The sequence below is a fragment of the Flavobacterium anhuiense genome, assembly GCF_050990855.1.
Lineage (GTDB): Bacteria > Bacteroidota > Bacteroidia > Flavobacteriales > Flavobacteriaceae > Flavobacterium > Flavobacterium anhuiense_C.
Window position 1 is genome coordinate 5212541 of the sequence record NZ_CP158861.1, and the last position, 19207, is coordinate 5231747.

Annotated in this window: 19 protein-coding genes; all 19 read left to right on the forward strand. The window is 33.8% G+C overall.

Features of this window, described 5'->3' with window-relative positions; genetic code table 11:
• The first annotated feature begins 170 nt into the window (after positions 1-170).
• The 19 genes from ABTV69_RS22360 to ABTV69_RS22450 all read left to right on the forward strand — a co-directional run bounded on the left by ABTV69_RS22360 (position 171) and on the right by ABTV69_RS22450 (position 19206).
• Positions 171-1787, forward strand: a complete 1617-nt coding sequence (locus ABTV69_RS22360; protein ID WP_433832827.1) for an FAD-dependent oxidoreductase — start codon at positions 171-173, stop codon at positions 1785-1787.
• Between the two features lie 250 nt (positions 1788-2037).
• Positions 2038-2496 carry a MarR family winged helix-turn-helix transcriptional regulator gene (locus ABTV69_RS22365; protein ID WP_433832829.1) on the forward strand — a complete coding sequence of 153 codons (459 nt, stop codon included), beginning with the start codon at positions 2038-2040 and terminating at the stop codon, positions 2494-2496.
• A 14-nt stretch (positions 2497-2510) separates the two neighbouring features.
• A complete protein-coding gene (locus ABTV69_RS22370; protein ID WP_433832831.1) occupies positions 2511-3143 on the forward strand; it encodes an NAD(P)H-dependent oxidoreductase in 633 nt (210 codons plus the stop codon).
• Between the two features lie 39 nt (positions 3144-3182).
• A complete protein-coding gene (locus ABTV69_RS22375; protein ID WP_433832833.1) occupies positions 3183-3749 on the forward strand; it encodes a YceI family protein in 567 nt (188 codons plus the stop codon).
• 207 nt (positions 3750-3956) lie between these two features.
• The gene (locus ABTV69_RS22380) at positions 3957-5237 is read left to right on the forward strand and encodes a hypothetical protein (RefSeq protein WP_433832835.1); all 1281 of its coding nucleotides are present in this window, start codon (positions 3957-3959) and stop codon (positions 5235-5237) included.
• A 297-nt stretch (positions 5238-5534) separates the two neighbouring features.
• The gene (locus ABTV69_RS22385) at positions 5535-6935 is read left to right on the forward strand and encodes an anthranilate synthase component I family protein (RefSeq protein ID WP_433832837.1); all 1401 of its coding nucleotides are present in this window, start codon (positions 5535-5537) and stop codon (positions 6933-6935) included.
• A 122-nt stretch (positions 6936-7057) separates the two neighbouring features.
• A complete protein-coding gene (locus tag ABTV69_RS22390; RefSeq protein ID WP_433832839.1) occupies positions 7058-7501 on the forward strand; it encodes a hypothetical protein in 444 nt (147 codons plus the stop codon).
• 119 nt (positions 7502-7620) lie between these two features.
• A complete protein-coding gene (locus tag ABTV69_RS22395) occupies positions 7621-8187 on the forward strand; it encodes an anthranilate synthase component II (protein ID WP_433832841.1) in 567 nt (188 codons plus the stop codon).
• A gap of 148 nt (positions 8188-8335) precedes the next feature.
• Entirely contained in the window at positions 8336-9328 is a 993-nt protein-coding gene (gene trpD / locus ABTV69_RS22400; RefSeq protein ID WP_433832843.1) for an anthranilate phosphoribosyltransferase, read from the forward strand.
• Positions 9329-9408: 80 nt separating this feature from the next.
• Entirely contained in the window at positions 9409-10188 is a 780-nt protein-coding gene (trpC, locus tag ABTV69_RS22405; RefSeq protein ID WP_433832845.1) for an indole-3-glycerol phosphate synthase TrpC, read from the forward strand.
• A 165-nt stretch (positions 10189-10353) separates the two neighbouring features.
• Positions 10354-10986, forward strand: coding sequence for a phosphoribosylanthranilate isomerase (locus ABTV69_RS22410; RefSeq protein WP_433832847.1), 633 nt, complete (start codon positions 10354-10356; stop codon positions 10984-10986).
• 12 nt (positions 10987-10998) lie between these two features.
• Positions 10999-12180, forward strand: a complete 1182-nt coding sequence (gene trpB / locus ABTV69_RS22415; RefSeq protein ID WP_354589310.1) for a tryptophan synthase subunit beta — start codon at positions 10999-11001, stop codon at positions 12178-12180.
• A gap of 126 nt (positions 12181-12306) precedes the next feature.
• Positions 12307-12627 carry a gamma-glutamylcyclotransferase family protein gene (locus ABTV69_RS22420; protein WP_433832850.1) on the forward strand — a complete coding sequence of 107 codons (321 nt, stop codon included), beginning with the start codon at positions 12307-12309 and terminating at the stop codon, positions 12625-12627.
• Between the two features lie 6 nt (positions 12628-12633).
• Positions 12634-13371, forward strand: coding sequence for a carbon-nitrogen hydrolase family protein (locus ABTV69_RS22425; protein WP_433832852.1), 738 nt, complete (start codon positions 12634-12636; stop codon positions 13369-13371).
• Positions 13372-13564: 193 nt separating this feature from the next.
• On the forward strand, positions 13565-14326 hold the full coding sequence (trpA, locus tag ABTV69_RS22430; RefSeq protein WP_433832854.1) for a tryptophan synthase subunit alpha: 762 nt from the start codon (positions 13565-13567) through the stop codon (positions 14324-14326).
• Between the two features lie 93 nt (positions 14327-14419).
• Positions 14420-16042, forward strand: a complete 1623-nt coding sequence (locus tag ABTV69_RS22435; protein ID WP_433832856.1) for a M1 family metallopeptidase — start codon at positions 14420-14422, stop codon at positions 16040-16042.
• Between the two features lie 133 nt (positions 16043-16175).
• Entirely contained in the window at positions 16176-16805 is a 630-nt protein-coding gene (locus tag ABTV69_RS22440; protein ID WP_433832858.1) for a TetR/AcrR family transcriptional regulator, read from the forward strand.
• Positions 16795-18114 (forward strand): TolC family protein, encoded by a 1320-nt coding sequence (locus ABTV69_RS22445; RefSeq protein ID WP_433832860.1) that lies wholly within the window; start codon positions 16795-16797, stop codon positions 18112-18114. Before ABTV69_RS22440 ends, ABTV69_RS22445 begins: the two co-directional genes overlap by 11 nt.
• Positions 18115-18126: 12 nt before the next feature.
• Complete coding sequence (locus ABTV69_RS22450) at positions 18127-19206, forward strand: HlyD family secretion protein (protein WP_433832862.1); 1080 nt, start codon at positions 18127-18129, stop codon at positions 19204-19206.
• The last annotated feature ends 1 nt before the right edge of the window (position 19207 follow it).

Below are 19207 nucleotides of genomic sequence, written 5' to 3' on the forward strand. Positions count from 1 at the left end.
TCGGGATTGCGGTTAAATATATTCAAAACTAATCAACTTGAAACCTGAAACTTGAAACCTGAAACTTAAAACAAAAAACAACTCGATTTTTTTCTTCATCAATTTTTAATTTCATTTCCTTAAGTTTGCTTCTAACAACGTTTTCCCAAAAACAAACCTAAAAGCCATATATGAATCGTTCCGAACAATTATCCAAACTACAGAATACCGAAAAATGGGAAGTCATAATAATTGGCGGAGGAGCAAGCGGACTCGGGACTGCTGTTGATGCAGCAAGTCGCGGTTACAAAACGATCTTATTTGAAGCTGTAGATTTTGCAAAAGGAACTTCGAGCAGAAGTACTAAATTGGTTCATGGTGGTGTACGTTATTTGGCACAAGGTGATATTCATTTGGTCAGAGAAGCATTAAAAGAAAGAGGATTACTAGCTCAAAATGCAAGTCATTTAGTTAAAAATCAATCTTTTGTCATTCCAAACTATGATTGGTTTAGTGGTTATTTTTATACCATCGGATTAAAAATTTACGATTTGCTATCCGGTTTTCTGAGTTTGGGAAGTTCACAATATCTTTCGAAAAAAAGAACTATTGAATTGCTTCCAAACGTAGAAGAAAACGGTTTAGTAAATGGCGTTATTTATCACGACGGGCAATTTGACGATTCTCGTTTAGCTATTAATCTTGCTCAAACGGCTATAGAAAACGGAGCCTGTCTTTTAAACTATGTAAAAGTGGTCAATTTATTAAAAGATGATAAAAAACAAATTATTGGGGTTCAAGTCCAAGATCAGGAAAACGGAATTAAATATGAGGTAAAAGGTTCTGTTGTCATAAACGCAACAGGAGTTTTCACCAATGCGATCATGAAACTGAATGATAATGTTTATAAAAAATACATTGTTCCTAGTCAGGGAATTCACTTGGTGTTTGACAAATCTTTTCTTCCTGGCGAAAATGCTTTAATGATTCCGAAGACCAAAGACGGAAGAGTTTTGTTTGCCGTTCCGTGGCACAATCGAATTGTAGTTGGAACGACTGACACTTTAATTAAAAAACAAAGTTTAGAACCTATTGCATTAGAAAGCGAAATTCAATTTGTTTTGGAAACTGCACAACGTTTTCTAGCCAAGAAACCAACAAGAGCAGACGTACTTTCTGTTTTTGCAGGATTGCGTCCGTTGGCTGCGCCGAAGGAAGAAGGAAAAAGTACCAAAGAAGTTTCTAGAAGCCACAAAATTATAGTTTCAGAAACTGGTCTAATTACGATTACTGGAGGAAAATGGACAACCTACCGAAAAATTGCTGAAGACATTATAAATAAAGCTATAAAAACAGGAAAATTATCGAATAAAGAATGTACAACGGAACATCTTTCCATTCATGGGAATCAACCAACGAATGCTGCAGACAGAGAAAATCACCTTTATATATATGGTTCTGATATTCCGAAAATAATGACATTGCAAGAAACCGAACCTCAATTAAAAGAAAAACTGCATCCTAATCATGAATTTACAATGGCAGAAGTCGTTTGGGCTATTCGTTACGAAATGGCAAGAACGGTTGATGATATTTTGTCAAGACGAGTTCGTTTATTATTCTTAGATGCGAGAGCTGCAATCGAAGTTTCTGAAAAAACGGCAAGAGTACTTGCTAAAGAATTAGGACATGATGAAGCATGGATCAACACAGAAGTTGCCAATTTCAGACAAATTGCAAAAGGTTTTCTTCTTCCTGAATACCAAAAAAATGTCAATTCGACTGATTTTGAGGATCATTTGATTTAAAACTATCTTACAAAAAGTCATTTGAAAAATATTTCAAACCAAAACTACTACTCGACTTTAAAAAATAATTAATTAACAATATATCAATACGTTATATTTAAAAATTACTTTAATTTTAATATCGGAAAACTACCTTTTTGGTTCTTTCAAAAAGTGCACTTATTTATATTAACAAATAATTAACACAACATTTGTATATACAACTATTAAAAGTTATACATTTGTATATACAAATTATACACTTACGACTATGACAATTGAAGAGGTTATTAAGAGTACGGTTAAGATGGATAATGCGAAAAAAGTTATTCTGAATATCATGTACACGCAAAATGTGATTCAGGATCATTTCAACGAGTTGATCAAACCGTATGATTTATCTGGAGAACAGTATAATGTGTTACGTATATTAAGAGGACAAAAAGGAAAGCCTGCTAATATGTGCGTGATACAAGAGCGAATGCTTGCTAAAACAAGCAACACAACACGTTTGGTAGACAAACTATTATTAAAAGATTTTGTGACGAGAAATGTCTGTCCAGATAATCGACGAAAAATTGAAGTTTCAATTACGCAGAAAGGATTAGACGTTTTAAAAGAGCTAGATCCAAAGGTTGATGAGCACGAACAAACGTTTTCAAACAATTTAAAACCTGAAGAACTGGTTTTCTTAAATCAATTATTAGAAAAATATAGAACCAACAAATAAAAATAATAAAAACTATGAGCAATTTTTTAGACAATCAAAATTGGAGATACGCAACTAAACAGTTTGATGCTTCAAAAAAGATAGCAGATGCTGATTTAAATACATTAAAGGAAGCAGTTAGATTAAGTGCTTCTTCATATGGATTACAACCGTACAAAGTAATTATTGTTGAAAATCCAGAATTAAGAGAACAATTAAAAGGTGCAGCTTGGGGACAAACCCAAATTACAGACGCTTCTCATCTATTCATTTTTGCAAACGACTTAAACCTTGACGCTGGTTCTGTTGACAAATACATCAGCAATATTAGCGAAGTAAGAGGCGTTCCAACTGAAGCTTTAGGCGGATTTAGCGATATGATGAAAGGTGTAATTGCAAATTTATCTGAAGATGCAAAACACATCTGGACTGCAAAACAAACGTATTTAGCTTTAGGAAACTTATTAAACGCTGCCGCTGAATTAAAAATTGATGCTACTCCAATGGAAGGTTTCAACGCAGCTCAATTTAATGAAATTTTAGGTTTTGACAAATTAGGTCTTAACGCTTCAGTAATTGCAACTGTAGGTTACAGACACGAAGATGACAAATCGCAGCACAGCAAAAAAGTTAGAAAATCACACGAAGAATTATTTATCACTCTATAATTATTTATTAATCAAATTCAAATTTTAATTTTAAAACACATGAAAAATTTAAAAACTATTGCAATAGCATTATTCGTAGCAGCAGCTGGTATTTCAGTAAACGCTCAAACTAAAAAAATCGACGTAAAAGCATCTACTATTAAATGGGTAGGTAAAAAAGTAACTGGAGAGCACTCTGGAACTGTAAACTTCAAAGATGGAGCTGTAGTTTTCAAAGGAAAAAAATTAGCTGGCGGTAACTTTACAGTTGATATGACTTCATTAACTGCTACAGATTTAACTGGAGAATACCAAGGAAAATTAAACGGGCACTTAAAAGCTGACGATTTCTTCGGAACTGATAAATTCCCAACTTCAAAATTAGTTTTCAAAACTATCGGTGCAAAATCTGCTGACGTTTACACTGTAACTGCAGACTTAACTATCAAAGGTATCACTAAACCAGTAACTTTTGATATCACTGTAAAAGGAAACACTGCTACAACTGCTTTCAAAGTTGACAGAACGAAATACGATATTAAATACGGTTCAGGAAGCTTCTTCGACGGTTTAGGAGATAAAACTATCAACGACGAATTCGAATTGGCTGTAGCTTTAAAATTCTAATATTTCAGTCTTACTAATTCAGAAATACAATAAACCCCGACGGTGCAAAACTGTCGGGGTTTGTTTTTTATCAAAACTTTCCACAATCTTAACATTCTTAATACTAAAATAACGCTTTCGTAATAAGCATCAGGACTTTGATTAACATACGGCTTCTATTTTTGGGACAATTAAAAAAATCAAAAACTAGAAATTAAAATCATAGTTATGAAAACAAAACTACGCATTGCATCTATATTATTCATTATCAGCTTTTTCGCACAAGCCCAACAACAACCAAAAGGAATCATTGGTACAAACAACTGGATGACCAACTGGACGAGCTTTAAACCTGCTGGAAATGACTATGGAGAAGCAACCAATATAATTGCTGGAACAATTGATAAAGACACTAAACTAGTAAAACGAAATATTTATCATTTAGTTGGCGTTGTGTATGTTACCAATAATGCAACTTTGACTATCGAGCCTGGAACTGTTATACGAGGCGATGATAAAACCTGCGGAACACTTGTAATTACAAATGGAGCTAAAATTATGGCCGAAGGATTGGAAACTGATCCAATTATCTTTACCTCAGAAAATGAAATAAACAATAGAAAACCAGGCGACTGGGGCGGAATTATTGTTTTAGGAAAAGCTCCAATAAACTCTCTTGGAGGCATTCATACTTTACCTTTCGACTTAGATCCAACTTTAAACCACTACGGAGGTCAAGATCCTGAGGATAATTCAGGCATTCTAAAATATGTGAGGATCGAATATGCAGGGAGAAAATTAAGTGCTTCTAAAGAATTAAATGGCCTTTCTCTAGCTGGTGTTGGAAGAAAAACAACGGTTAGCCATGTTCAAATTAGTTTTTCAAACGATGATTCTTTTGAATGTTATGGTGGAGATTTGAATCTTAGCAATTTAATTTCATTTAGAACAACAGACGATGATTTTGATTTTACGCAAGGTGCTCAAATCACCATTAACAATAGTATTGCTGTTCGTCATCCGTTTTCTTCAGATATTTCAGGTTCAAGATGCTTTGAAGTAGATTCTTACGAGAAAGTGGCTACTACAGATATGACTAAAAAAATGACTAAAATAAATGCCAATAACATTACCTTAGTTAATTTAGAAGAAAACAATCAAGGTTTGGTTAGAGAAGCTGCTTACATTAGAGAAAACACTTTTTTCAACCTTACCAATAGTGTAGTTTCAGGATTTGCACCATTCATTTTATTGGAAGGAAATATCGGAAATGGGGAAGCCAACCTGTCAAAAATTACTTTTAAAAATGTGGTAGCAAATAATTGTCAAGGTGAAATTGAAAGCGAATCTGGAAGCAATATTCCAGGCATAAAAAACTATTATGGCAATCCAGCTTACGGAATAGAATATACTAAAATGAAACTTAATGAGTTATTTGCGCTTCCAAACATCAAAGGAAATCCAGATTTCAGATTAAATGTAAACAACACGATAGCTAGTGGAAATTAAGGAGTTATAGAGATGTTTTGAATTAAAATTTAACAAATTTCAAGATTTCGAAAAGTTTTTTTTGAAAATTTATGTATTCTAATTCAAATTACATTTATATCTTTGTCACATCAAAATAAAGAAATGAGAACAATATTAAACAATACTTGGTGGTGGAGTAATTTACGTCAGACGTCGTGAACGAAGCTTCCTATGGTATTGTAAAAACTATAAAATTTAAAGGGCTTGTCATCACGACAAGCCCTTTTTTTTTGATCCAATTGAAACAAATTAACGAACAAAATAAAACTTAATATTTTGAAACCTTTTATTCTTAATACACACTACAAACAAATTCTGGCAGATACGGTAACGCCAGTAAGCATTTATTTCAAAATCAGAGATAAATTCCCAAATAGTTTATTACTAGAAAGTAGTGATTATCACGGAAATGACAACAGTTTCTCTTACATTTGCTGCAATCCGATTGCTACAATCAAAATCGAAAACGAAGTTATCTCTAAAACTTTTCCTGACGGAACTTCAGAAAAAATCGCAATTGATGCTTCAACCAATATTCCGCAGGTAATTCAGGAATTTTCAAGTCAGTTTAAATCAGAAAAAAACGATTTTAAATTCATCAATAATGGTTTGTTCGGATACATTTCTTACGATGCCGTTCGTTATTTTGAGAAAGTTTCGATTGCAAAAAAAGACAATGCGACTTCTATTCCAGATGTTTTTTATGCTGTTTATCAAAACATTATCGCTATCAATCACTTCAAAAATGAAGCATATATCTTCTGTCACAGCGTAGATAACAAAAACAATATTGCAGAAATCGAGCAATTACTGCAATCTAGAAATATTGCTTCTTATAAATTCTCTAAAGAAGGTGAAGGTTTCTCCAATCTAACTGACGAAGAGTTTAAAGCAAATGTGGCTTTAGCCAAAAAACACTGCTACCGTGGAGATGTTTTCCAATTGGTTCTTTCTCGCCGATTTACTCAAGGTTTTAAAGGGGATGAATTTAATGTTTATAGAGCTTTAAGAAGCATCAACCCTTCTCCGTATTTATTCTTTTTTGATTACGGAGATTTCAAAATATTCGGTTCTTCGCCAGAAGCGCAAATTATCGTAAAAGATAGAAAAGCTGAAATTCACCCAATTGCAGGAACTTTCAAAAGAACTGGAAATGACGAACGCGACGCGCTTTTAGCAAAAGAACTTTCGGAAGATAAAAAAGAAAACAGCGAACACGTTATGTTGGTTGACTTAGCAAGAAACGACTTAAGCAGAAACGGACACGATGTGAATGTAGAAAAATACAGAGAAGTTCAGTTTTTCTCTCACGTAATTCACTTGGTTTCGAAAGTTACGGGACATTTGCATGACAAAGCCACTACAATGCAAGTTGTAGCAGATACTTTCCCAGCGGGAACTTTGAGCGGTGCTCCAAAACATAGAGCGATGCAATTAATCGAAGACTGCGAAAAAACAAATCGTAATTTTTACGGAGGCGCCATCGGAGTTATGGATTTTGATGGAAACTTTAATCACGCGATTATGATTCGAACTTTCCTTTCAAAAAACCACCAATTACATTGTCAAGCAGGAGCCGGAATCGTAGCAAGCTCTGACGAAGAAAGCGAAATGCAAGAAGTTTATAATAAGTTAAGAGCATTAAACACAGCGCTAGAAATGGCAGAGAAAATTTAAATTTTGTTTCATGTTTTCTTTGTTTAAAGTTTCAAGTTTGTTGAAACCTGAAACTTGAAACTTGAAACTTGAAACTTGAAACTTGAAACCTGAAAAACAATTAACCACAAACTATAAAACCCATGAAAAAAGCAGTATCAATTTTTATTTTAATTATTACGTTGACATCTTGTAATTCAGAAAAAAAGAACAATCCGATTGAAGGAACCTGGCGTCTTATATCAGCTGAAACGACAGAGAAAGATTCCACGTTTTCTACTTTCAATACAAAAACAAAAATGATTAAAATTATAAATGATACACATTTTGCTTTTATGAATCATGATTTAAAAAATGGTAAAGACTCAACATCAGCACTGTATTTTGCTGGAGGCGGAAAATACACTTTGAAAGACAGTATTTATACCGAAAATCTAGAGTTCTTCAACAACCGTGATTGGGAAAACAACAAATTTGAATTTGTAGTGAAAGTTCAAAACGACACTTTAATTCAAAAAGGAATAGAAAAAATAGAAAAATTAGGCGTAGATCGAGTTATTATCGAAAAATACGTTCGAGAAAAATAAGAAAATTTAGTTTCAAGTTTTCTTCGTTTCAAGTTTGCTTCGCCAGTTCGCTATCGCTCGGGTCAAGTTGTTAGAACGTGAAACTTGAAACCTGAAACTTTGAAACAAAAAACAACACAATGAAAAAGATTTTAGTTATAGACAATTACGATAGTTTCACTTACAACTTAGTGCACTATCTAGAAGATTTAAACTGCGAAGTTACTGTTTACAGAAACGACGAATTTGATATTGATGAAATTGCTTCTTTCGAGAAAATATTGCTTTCTCCTGGACCTGGAATTCCAGATGAAGCAGGCTTATTAAAAGCAGTAATCGAAAAATACAGTCCAACGAAAAGTATTCTTGGAGTTTGTTTAGGACAGCAAGCAATCGGAGAAGTTTTTGGCGGAACACTTTCAAATCTTGATAAAGTATATCACGGAGTAGCAACAAACGTAAAAACAGTAGTTTCAGATGAAATTTTGTTTGAAGGTTTAGGAAACGAATTCGAAGTAGGAAGATACCATTCTTGGGTGGTAGACGCTAATTTACCAGACGACTTAGAAGCAACTTCTGTTGACGAAAACGGACAAATTATGTCTCTAAGACACAAAAACTTTGACGTAAGAGGTGTTCAGTTTCACCCAGAAAGCGTTCTGACACCAAACGGAAAAAGGATTTTAGAGAATTGGATTAATAGTTAAATGTTAGTCGAAAGTTTTAAAGTCGAAAGTCATAAAGTCAAAAAAAAGACTTTCGCCATTTAAAACGATAAAAAATCCAAGCAAAAAAATAAATTACAAAGTCAAGGACTTTAAGACCTTCGACTTTAGACTTTAAGACTAAAATTCAATGAAAACTATATTAAACAAATTAATCAACCACGAAGTGCTTACAAAAGAAGAAGCAAAAAACGTATTGATTAATATTTCAAGCGGTCAATATAATCCAAGTCAAATTTCGGCTTTTTTGACTGTTTTTATGATGCGAAGCATTACCATTGACGAACTTTCTGGCTTTCGCGAAGCATTATTAGATTTATGTATTCGCGTCGATTTATCAGCCTATAACACAATCGATTTATGCGGAACAGGCGGTGACGGAAAAGACACTTTCAACATTTCAACTTTAGCTTCATTTGTTTCAGCTGGAGCTGGAATAAAAGTGGCAAAACACGGAAATTACGGAGTTTCTTCGATTTCTGGATCAAGCAACGTAATGGAAAAAATGGGAATCAAATTCAGCAACGATCCTTCATTTCTAGAAAAATGCATCGATCAGGCTGGAATCTGTGTATTGCATGCTCCCTTATTTCACCCAGCAATGAAAAATGTTGGTCCAATTAGAAAAGAATTGGCGGTAAAAACCTTCTTCAATATGTTAGGCCCAATGGTAAATCCAGCATTTCCACAGAATCAACTGGTTGGAGTTTTCAACTTAGAATTGGCGAGAATGTATGCGTATCTATATCAAAATACAGATACTAATTTCACGATCCTACATTCGCTTGACGGATATGATGAAATTTCATTGACTGGTCCAACCAAAACAATTTCCAATCATATGGAAGGAATGTTGAATCCAGAAGATTTTGGCGTTCGTCTCTTATCGCAAACCGAAATTGAAGGCGGAAAAACAATTGAAGAATCTGCTGACATTTTCACCAATATCATTTCAGGAAAAGGAAACGAAGCACAAAATAATGTGGTTTGCGCCAATGCAGCAATGGCGATTGCAACCGTTACAAAATGTTCTCCACAAGAAGGATTTGAACTAGCGAAAGAAAGCTTGCTATCTGGAAAAGGATTAAAAGCATTACAAAAATTACAAGAGCTAAGCCGTTAAAAAATTGTTTCAAGTTTCAGGTTTCAAGTTTCACGTTGTTGAAATGAACCTGAAACTTGAAACCTGAAACAAAACATACAATGAACATACTTGATAAAATAATCATAGACAAAAAACAAGAAGTGATTTTGAAGAAATCGATTATTCCGGTTTCGCAGTTGGAAGCTTCAGTATTTTTTGGAAAACAGACGATTTCTCTTAGTCAGAAATTAAAAGAAAGTAATTCTGGAATTATTGCAGAACACAAACGCCGTTCACCTTCAAAATCAATTATCAACAATAATTTTACAGTTGAAGAGGTGGTTAAAGGTTACGAAAATGCTGGCGCTTGCGGAATCTCAGTTTTAACAGACGGAAAATATTTCGGCGGATCTTTGGACGATTTACTTTTAGCAAGAGCATCTGTAAATATTCCGCTTTTGCGAAAAGAATTTATTGTAGACGAATATCAAATTTTAGAAGCAAAAGCACACGGAGCCGATTTGATTTTATTGATCGCAGCGGTTTTAACTCGTGAAGAAATCAAATCATTATCTGAATTTGCCAAGAAACTAGGTTTAGAAGTTCTTTTGGAAGTTCACAATCAAGAAGAACTGGAAAAATCAATTATGCCAACTTTAGACATGATTGGCGTGAATAACAGAAACTTGAAAACATTTGAAGTTAGCTTGGATTTCAGTAAAGAATTGGCTTCACAAATTCCGAATGATTTTGTGAAAGTATCTGAAAGCGGAATTTCATCAATCGAAGCAATCCAAGAACTAAAACCTTACGGATACAAAGGTTTCCTAATTGGAGAAAACTTCATGAAAACCGATAACGCCGGACTTGCAGCAACAGAATTTATTAAACAGTTATAAAAAGTTGCCACAGATTCCACAGATTAAAAGGATTTTTTAATCTGTGGAAATCCATTAATCTGTAGCAAAAAAAATTCATCACAAAGCTTTGCGAACTTTGCGTTTTTAAGCACAATCAAAAGCAAAAAACCTTAGCGCACTTTGCGGTAAAAACACACAACGAAAATGAAACTCAAAATATGCGGCATGAAATATCCAGAAAATATCCTCGAAGTAGGCGCGCTCCTACCCGATTATATGGGATTTATTTTCTGGGAAAAATCTGCTAGATATTGCAATGGGAACGTTCCCGAATTGATAAAAACAATCAAAAAAGTAGGCGTTTTTGTCAATCAAAGTCAGGAAGAAATTCTGGAAAAAGTCGAAAAATACAACTTGCAAGCCGTACAATTACACGGAGAAGAATCAGTTGAATTTTGTTCTACTTTAAAAGAAAAACTTCCAAAAAAAATCGAAATTATCAAAGTCTTTTCTGCCGATGAAAATTTTGATTTTGAAATAATTAAACCTTTTGAAAATGTCTGCGATTATTTTCTGTTTGACACAAAAGGAAAACTTCCAGGCGGAAACGGAACAACTTTCGACTGGACCATATTAAAAAAATACAATTCGAAAAAACCTTTCTTTTTAAGTGGTGGAATCGGAATGAATGAATTAAAAGCTATTGAAGAAATTTCAAAAACCAATTTGCCTATTTATGCTGTCGATGTAAATAGTAAATTTGAAATCGAACCAGGGCTGAAAAATAAAAATAGATTAAGCAATTTCAAACGCAAATTTGATGTTGCCAACTTTTAAAATTTAAATAAAATGAGTTTTAACGTTAACGAAAAAGGATATTACGGAGAATTTGGAGGAGCTTACATTCCAGAAATGCTATATCCAAACGTAGAAGAATTACGTCAGAAATATTTAAGCATAATGGACGAACCTGATTTTAAAGCAGAGTTCAACCAACTGCTGAAAGATTACGTTGGGCGCCCTAGTCCGTTGTATTTTGCTAAGCGTTTGTCTGAAAAATACAATACCAAAGTTTACTTGAAAAGAGAAGACTTAAACCATACAGGAGCACACAAAGTAAACAACACTATCGGGCAAATCTTATTGGCAAAACGTTTAGGCAAAAAAAGAATTATTGCTGAGACTGGAGCGGGACAACACGGTGTGGCAACAGCAACAGTTTGCGCTTTAATGGGAATTGAATGCATCGTGTACATGGGTGAAATCGACATTGCTCGTCAAGCACCAAACGTAGCTCGTATGAAAATGTTGGGTGCAGAAGTTCGTCCAGCACTTTCGGGCTCAAGAACTTTAAAAGATGCTACAAACGAAGCAATTCGTGACTGGATTAATAATCCTGTTGACACGCATTATATTATCGGATCGGCAATTGGACCGCACCCTTATCCCGATATGGTGACGCGTTTTCAAAGCATTATTTCTGAGGAAATTAAATGGCAATTGAAAGAAAAAGAAGGGCGTGAAAATCCTGATTACGTTGTAGCTTGTATTGGTGGCGGAAGTAATGCGGCTGGAACATACTATCATTTCTTGCACGAACCAGAAGTTGGAATTATTGCTGTTGAAGCAGCAGGAAAAGGTGTTGATAGCGGACACAGCGCTGCAACAAGTAAATTAGGAAAAGTTGGTGTTATTCACGGTTGTAAAACTCTTTTAATGCAAACTCCAGATGGGCAAATTACAGAACCTTATTCTATTTCTGCAGGATTAGATTATCCAGGAGTTGGACCTTTACACGCGCATTTAGCTCAATCAGGAAGAGGAGAATTTTTCTCTGTTACCGATGACGACGCAATGAATGCAGGTCTTCAATTGACAAAACTGGAAGGAATTATTCCTGCAATTGAAAGTGCACACGCTTTTGCTGTTTTGGATCAGAAGAAATTTAAGCCTACAGACGTTGTGGTAATCAGCCTTTCTGGTCGTGGCGACAAAGATTTAGATAATTATATAGATTACTTTAAATTGTAATAAAAGTTGTAATTTGGGCGTTCCCTACGGGCGGGCTGTCCGCTGTATCTTTTTATTTTTAAAGAAAAAATAAAAAGGATGCCGCTCCCATCCCTAACGCTAACAAATAAAGAGAAAATCATAATTATGGAACTATTATTCTCATACGGAACATTAAGATCGAAACAAATTCAGATGCAGATTTTTAATAAAGTTTTAAGCGGAACTCCAGATCAAATTTTGGGTTTCAAACTTAAAAGTTTACAAATTGAAGAAGAATTTGGAATGGCAGATTATGTTGTAGCTGTACCAAGCGAAAGTTTGGAAGACGTTATACATGGTGTCGTTTTTGAAGTTACCAATCCAGAATTGTTAAAAGTCGATCAATTCGAATCGAATTCATACAAAAGAGTGCAAGTTAAACTGCAATCAGGAAGAACGGCTTGGGTTTATACAGAAAATAAATAATAAAAAATGATTTTAGCGGCAGCGCAAACCAAACCAAAACGCGGAGATATCTCTGCCAATTTACTGAATCACTATCAGCTCATTGAATTGGCTGCTGAAAACGGAGCTAGTTTAATTGCTTTTCCAGAATTATCTATCACAGGTTACGAAAGAGAAAATGCAGAAGCTTTAGTTTTTACAGAAGACGATTATAGAATTGATCATTTAAAAGAGTTGTCGGTCAGAAATAACATTGTCATTATCGCTGGCGCACCAATTAAAATAGATTCAAAACTTTTTATTGGCGAATTTATTATAGCTCCAGACGATACGGTTTCTATTTATACGAAACAATTTTTGCATGAAGGAGAAGATGAGTTTTACGATTCTTCTTTCGATTACAATCCGATGCTGACCATTGAAGATCAAAATGTTTCTCTTGCCATTTGTGCTGATATCGATAATCCGTTGCATCCTGAAAACGCGGCTAAAAATGACACTGATATTTATGTAGCGAGTATTTTCTTTTCGCCAAACGGAATTCCGAATGCGTACAGAAATTTGCAAAATTATGCTCAAAAACATAAAATGAATGTATTGATGTCTAATTTCAGCGGAGAATCTTGGGGATCGCCTTCAGCGGGACAAAGTGCTTTTTGGAACAACAAAGGGAAATTAGTCGCTCAAATGAACGATTCTGACTCTGGATTATTGATTGTTGAAAAACAAGACGATGATTGGACGAGTAAGATTATAAAGTTTTAAAAAGAACGATAGAATTACAAAGATTAAAAATTGTTTCACGCAGATTTAGCAGATTTAAAACTAAAAAAATCTGCGCAAATCAGCTTAAATCATTTTGAAATCTGCGTGAAATAAGCTTTTAATCTTTGACTAAAACAAAACATAAACATACCTAACAGGTTCTTGAAAACCTGTTAGGATAAAAAATATTAAAATGAACAGAATAACTCAGAAATTACAAGAAGATAAAAAGATACTTTCTATTTATTTTTCTGCCGGATATCCGAACTTAAATGATACGGTGCAGATGATTCAGGATTTAGAAAAAAATGGAGTAGATTTAATCGAAATCGGACTTCCATTTAGTGATCCTTTGGCAGACGGACCAACTATTCAGGCGAGTTCTACACAGGCGCTTCATAACGGAATGACAACTCAAATCCTTTTCGATCAGCTAAAGAACATTCGCGAAAGCGTAAAAATTCCATTAATTATTATGGGATATTTTAACCCAATGTTACAATACGGAGTTGAAGCTTTCTGCCAAAAATGCGCTGAAATTGGAATTGACGGTTTAATTATTCCAGATCTTCCAGTTGATGTTTATGCTGACGAATACAAAGCTATTTTCGAAAAATATGGTCTAATCAATGTATTTTTGATTACACCTCAAACTTCAGACGAAAGAATTCGTTTTATTGACAGCGTTTCAAACGGATTTATTTATATGGTAAGTTCTGCAAGCGTAACAGGATCTCAAGCTGGTTTTGGAAATACTCAAGAAACGTATTTCGAAAGAATTGCAGCTATGAATTTGAAAAATCCTCAAATTGTTGGTTTCGGAATTTCAAATAAAGAAACTTTCAGCCAAGCAACTAAATATGCTAAAGGGGCAATTATTGGAAGTGCTTTTATTAAACATTTGGCAGAAAATGGAAGCGGAAAAATTGCTGAGTTTGTTGGAGAGATTCGATAATTAAACGTAAATTACACGGTATCTAATTTTACAAATCGTGTTATGCGTAAAAATTATTCAACAAAAGTACTTTTCATATTTATCTTAAATTTAATGTTTTGTTTGGTATATGCACAAGAAAATGCAACAACGCATATACCAACAAAACAAGATACATTAAACGGTTCTATTACTTCTGAAAGAATCTGGTGGGACATTCAACATTATGATCTCACAATAAAACCTGATTACAATACCAAAACAATATCAGGAAAAAATACAATTGAATATACTATCGTTAACAAAAATCATTCTGATTTAATGCAGATTGATCTTGTAGCTCCTCTAAAAATTGACAGTATTTTTCAGAAAGGAAAAAAGATAAATTATACCCAGAATGAAAACATCTGGTACGCAAAACTTCCCAAAAACCTGCTATCTAAGAAAAACCAGATTACCATTTATTATTCTGGAAAACCGACAGAATCTATTAAACCACCTTGGGATGGAGGTTTAGTCTGGTCTAAAGATTCTTTAAATCGACCTTGGATTTCTGTAGCGTGTCAATATAAAGGTGCAAGTCTGTGGTTTCCTTGTAAAAATACTCTTTATGATGAACCTGATAAAGGTGCTAGAATACATGTTATTGCTCCTGAAGGTTTAATGGCAGTTTCGAACGGGCGTTTGCAATCAAAAATAAAAAATAATGATACTACGTCAACATATTCTTGGGAAGTCAAAAATCCGATTAATCATTACGGAATTACCTTTTATATTGGAAATTATGTAAACCTAAATGGCAGCTTTAATGGAGAAAAAGGAAAACTAAATATGGATTATTGGGTATTGGATTATAATAAACAAAAAGCTGAAAACCATATGATTCCAGAAGTTACTATAACTATGAAATCTCTAGAAAGCTGGTTTGGCCCCTACCCTTTTTATGAAGACGGCTTTAAAATGGTTGAAGCTCCTTATATCGGAATGGAACATCAGAGCGCAATTGCTTATGGCAGTTCGTACAAAAAAGGAACAAATAAAAAAGGAGGCGATATTTCTAATACGGGTTGGGGCAAAAAAACAGATAAAATTATAGTTCATGAAATTGCTCACGAATGGTTTGGAAATAATATTACAGCAAGTGACATTGCCGACCGCTGGATACAGGAAGGATTTGCAGGTTTGGCAGAAGAGCTTGTAATAGCCGATTTATGCGGAAAACAAGCTGGAAATGAATTCATGAACGGAAGATTTAGAACTATAGAAAATGACAAGCCTGTTATAGGCAGATATGGAATAAATGAAGATGGCAGCAATGATAATTATGTTAAAGGCTGGGCAGTGATGCACATGATAAAATCTATTATAAATGATGATATTAAATTCAGAGAAATTCTCCGCGGACTCAATCATGATTTTCATAATAAAGTGGTAACTACAAAAGAAACAGAACGTTACATTAATAAGAAAGCGGGAATTGAATTTAGCTATTTGTTCGATCAATATCTACGAACAAATAAATTCCCTGTTTTAGAATACAGTTACAAAAATGAAGAATTAAATTATCGTTATTCTAGCTGTAACGATAATTTCTCAATGCCAATTAAAACAAACTGGACAAAAGAAAATTGGCTACATCCAACAACGTTATGGCAGTCTATAAAAATAGAAAAGATAAGTACTGTGCAAGATCTAAAGGTAGACATTAACTTTTACGTACAGCTCTCAAAGTCTTAATAACATTGGTAATAACGTGTTTTTCCTGATAATTTAACCACATCGTTTAATGTTAATATTATGTTAAAATAAAATTAAACAAGTGTTTAAATTAAACAAGTGTTTAATTTTGCATCCGATTAGAAACAATACCATGTCAGACATCGAATTAAACGATAAAAAAATTCAGATTCTTAACGTCGCTGAAAAGCTGTTTTCTGAGAAGGGATTTGAGGGCACATCGATACGGGATATTTCCAAAGAGGCAAAAATCAACATTGCCATGGTCTCGTATTATTTTGGTTCAAAAGAAAGGCTTCTGGAAGCTCTAATTTTTTACAAAACTGTTGATTTAAAATTACAGCTCGAAAATTTATTACAAGAAAATCTTCAACCTCTTGAAAAAGTCAATAAATTAATCGAAATTTACATTAACAGAATTTGCCTTAACAAGGGGATTTACAGAGTGTTACATTTCGAACTTTATAATAAAAAGAGAGAAAAGAGCCTTCAAGCTTTTACAGAATTAAAAAAGGGAAACTTAAAATCTGTCGAAAGCATTATTAACCAAGGACAAGCGCAAGGCGTTTTTAGAAAGGATATTAATATCCAACTTATTACACCAACGATTATTGGAACCTTTTTTCACTTTCACATGAATCGCTCTTTCTTCGAAGAATTATTGGATTTAAAATCAGAAGAAAAGTTTAACAATTACATTAAAAACGATCTTACAAAGCACATTCAACAAACTATAAAAGCGCTACTTGTTTATGAAAATTAGTCAATTAATGCTCTTTGGAGTTTTCTTTATCGGGATTTCTTCAATAGAAGCACAAGAAAAAACAAGTTTAACCTTGGGAGAGGCCGTACAAATGGCTTGGGAAAAGAGTAACGAAGTTACGCTTGCCAACACTAAGGTAAACACAAAAATGTACGAATTAAAAACCGTAAAAAACAATCAATACCCAGATCTTAAAATTTCTGGTCAATATCAGCGCCTTACTAAAGCATCGATTGATTTGCCTAATCAAGATGCTAGTGCTTCTCTAGCTTCTCCAGACAGAGCTATGTTAGGAATGGCCAATTTAAGTCTTCCTATTTTTGCTGGTTTCAAAATTCAAAGCAGCATTGATGCGTATGAAGGGATGTACGAGGCAGAAACTGCTAATGCCGCAAAAACTAAAGAAGATGTTGCTTTAAAAGCAATCACTTATTACACTGCATTGTACAAAGCACAAAAAACGTTAGATGTCTTAAACGAAAATCAAAAAAGTGCAAAGCAACGTGTTACTGACTTTACAGAGTTGGAGAAAAACGGAATCATTCCTAGAAATGATTTATTAAAAGCACAATTATTGGTTTCTAAAACGCAATTATCTATCGATGAAGCTAATAATAATATTAATAACATCAATTACTACCTCACTACATTGCTTAAATTAGATCCTAATGTAAAAATTCAGGTAAATGAAGAGGATTTCTTTAATTTAAAAACAAGTAATTCTATTACATCTGATGCTGTTGCACTTGAGAACAGAAAAGATCTAGAAGCAATAAGATTACAAGGAAAAGCTTCTGAAGCTAATATTAAAGTAGCAAAAGCAGGATATTATCCAGCAATTTCGTTGCTTGGTGGTTACACAGCATTAGATTTAAAAGATATTGTAACTGTGAAATATGCTATGAATTTCGGAATTGGATTATCTTATGATTTATCAGGAATTCTAAAAAACAATGTGCACGTTAAAGAGGCAGAAAGTAGAGCTCTGGAAGTAAAAAATACTGAGGCTATTATGACTGACAAAATTAAGGTTGAAGTTCAGAAATCTATTGAAGATTACGACTTAGCCATCAACCAAAGTGTTGTTTATGACGAAGCGCTTCAGCAAGCTGCAGAAAACTACAGATTGGTAAAAGATAAATTCGACAACGGTTTATCTGACACTAATGATTTGGTAGAAGCCGATGTAGAACATTTAAATGCCAAAATTCAAACTGCTTTATCTAAAGCAACCATTATTCAAAAATATTACGAATTACTTTCAGTATCAGGACAATTATCACAATCATTCAATCTTTCTAAAATATAATCGATAGCTCTCATGGAAAAGAAAAAGACAAATAAAAAATTCATCATCATACTAACCGTAATGGTTTTATTGGGAGGAACTTACGGAATATCAAAATACTTACACGGCCAAGCTCACGAAGAAACAGATGATGCTCAAATCGAGAAAAAAATGAATCCGATTATTCCTAGAGTATCAGGATATATCAGCAAAGTTTATGTGAAAGATAATGATTATGTAAAAAAAGGAGATACTTTATTTACTATCGACAAGAGAGATTACCAATTGAAGATTGATGAAGCTAACGCTGCATTATTAGGAGCTGAAGGCCAATACGAAGCGGCAAAAGCTGATATTGGAAGTGCTTACGCAAGTATTTCTGTTTCAGATGCTCAAATGAGATCTGCAAGCGGTTCTATAGAAAGTGCAAAAATTAGATTGAGACAGCTTACAAACGATTATAACCGTTACAATAACTTGTACAAAACTCATACTATCACAAAACAACAATATGAGCAAGCTTTATCAGCAAAAGAAGAAGCTGAAAACCAAGTACGTGTTTTAGAACAACAACAAAAAGCTACTTCTTATCAAAAATCTGTTATTCAGTCAAAATCTAAAGTTTCAGACAAACAAACAGAAGTTGCTGCTGCAAATATCAAAAAAGCAAAAACGATGCTTGATGTTGCTCACTTAAACCTTTCTTATACTGTAGTTACAGCTGCAATTGATGGTCAGGTTTCTAAAGTTGATATTCAGCCAGGACAATTAGTTCAGCCGGGACAATCTTTATTCTACATCATTAACAATAACGAAGCTTGGGTTGTAGCTAACTTTAAAGAAACACAATTAAACAAAATGGTTGTGGGGCAAAAAGTAAGCTTAAAAGTTGATGCTTATCCAAACTACGAATTCAAAGGAACTGTAACATCATTTTCTCCTGCAACAGGATCTCGTTTTTCTTTGCTACCTCCTGATAACGCAACAGGAAACTTCGTAAAAACAATTCAGAGATTACCAGTAAAAATTAGTTTAGATCAATCAAACGATCCTGAAAAAGTAAAATTATTACGCCCAGGAATGAACGTTGATGTAGATGTACATGTAAAATAAA

What these genes read in the sequence shown, in the direction of transcription:
- ABTV69_RS22365 (WP_433832829.1), top strand. Translation starts at nt 2,038, where the DNA reads ATGACAATTGAAGAGGTTATTAAGAGTACGGTTAAGATGGATAATGCG.
- ABTV69_RS22450 (WP_433832862.1), top strand. Translation starts at nt 18,127, where the DNA reads ATGGAAAAGAAAAAGACAAATAAAAAATTCATCATCATACTAACCGTA.
- ABTV69_RS22375 (WP_433832833.1), top strand. Translation starts at nt 3,183, where the DNA reads ATGAAAAATTTAAAAACTATTGCAATAGCATTATTCGTAGCAGCAGCT.
- ABTV69_RS22420 (WP_433832850.1), top strand. Translation starts at nt 12,307, where the DNA reads ATGGAACTATTATTCTCATACGGAACATTAAGATCGAAACAAATTCAG.
- ABTV69_RS22425 (WP_433832852.1), top strand. Translation starts at nt 12,634, where the DNA reads ATGATTTTAGCGGCAGCGCAAACCAAACCAAAACGCGGAGATATCTCT.
- ABTV69_RS22410 (WP_433832847.1), top strand. Translation starts at nt 10,354, where the DNA reads ATGAAACTCAAAATATGCGGCATGAAATATCCAGAAAATATCCTCGAA.
- ABTV69_RS22380 (WP_433832835.1), top strand. Translation starts at nt 3,957, where the DNA reads ATGAAAACAAAACTACGCATTGCATCTATATTATTCATTATCAGCTTT.
- trpB (WP_354589310.1), top strand. Translation starts at nt 10,999, where the DNA reads ATGAGTTTTAACGTTAACGAAAAAGGATATTACGGAGAATTTGGAGGA.
- ABTV69_RS22445 (WP_433832860.1), top strand. Translation starts at nt 16,795, where the DNA reads ATGAAAATTAGTCAATTAATGCTCTTTGGAGTTTTCTTTATCGGGATT.
- trpA (WP_433832854.1), top strand. Translation starts at nt 13,565, where the DNA reads ATGAACAGAATAACTCAGAAATTACAAGAAGATAAAAAGATACTTTCT.
- ABTV69_RS22360 (WP_433832827.1), top strand. Translation starts at nt 171, where the DNA reads ATGAATCGTTCCGAACAATTATCCAAACTACAGAATACCGAAAAATGG.
- ABTV69_RS22390 (WP_433832839.1), top strand. Translation starts at nt 7,058, where the DNA reads ATGAAAAAAGCAGTATCAATTTTTATTTTAATTATTACGTTGACATCT.
- ABTV69_RS22370 (WP_433832831.1), top strand. Translation starts at nt 2,511, where the DNA reads ATGAGCAATTTTTTAGACAATCAAAATTGGAGATACGCAACTAAACAG.
- ABTV69_RS22435 (WP_433832856.1), top strand. Translation starts at nt 14,420, where the DNA reads ATGTTTTGTTTGGTATATGCACAAGAAAATGCAACAACGCATATACCA.
- trpD (WP_433832843.1), top strand. Translation starts at nt 8,336, where the DNA reads ATGAAAACTATATTAAACAAATTAATCAACCACGAAGTGCTTACAAAA.
- ABTV69_RS22395 (WP_433832841.1), top strand. Translation starts at nt 7,621, where the DNA reads ATGAAAAAGATTTTAGTTATAGACAATTACGATAGTTTCACTTACAAC.
- trpC (WP_433832845.1), top strand. Translation starts at nt 9,409, where the DNA reads ATGAACATACTTGATAAAATAATCATAGACAAAAAACAAGAAGTGATT.
- ABTV69_RS22440 (WP_433832858.1), top strand. Translation starts at nt 16,176, where the DNA reads ATGTCAGACATCGAATTAAACGATAAAAAAATTCAGATTCTTAACGTC.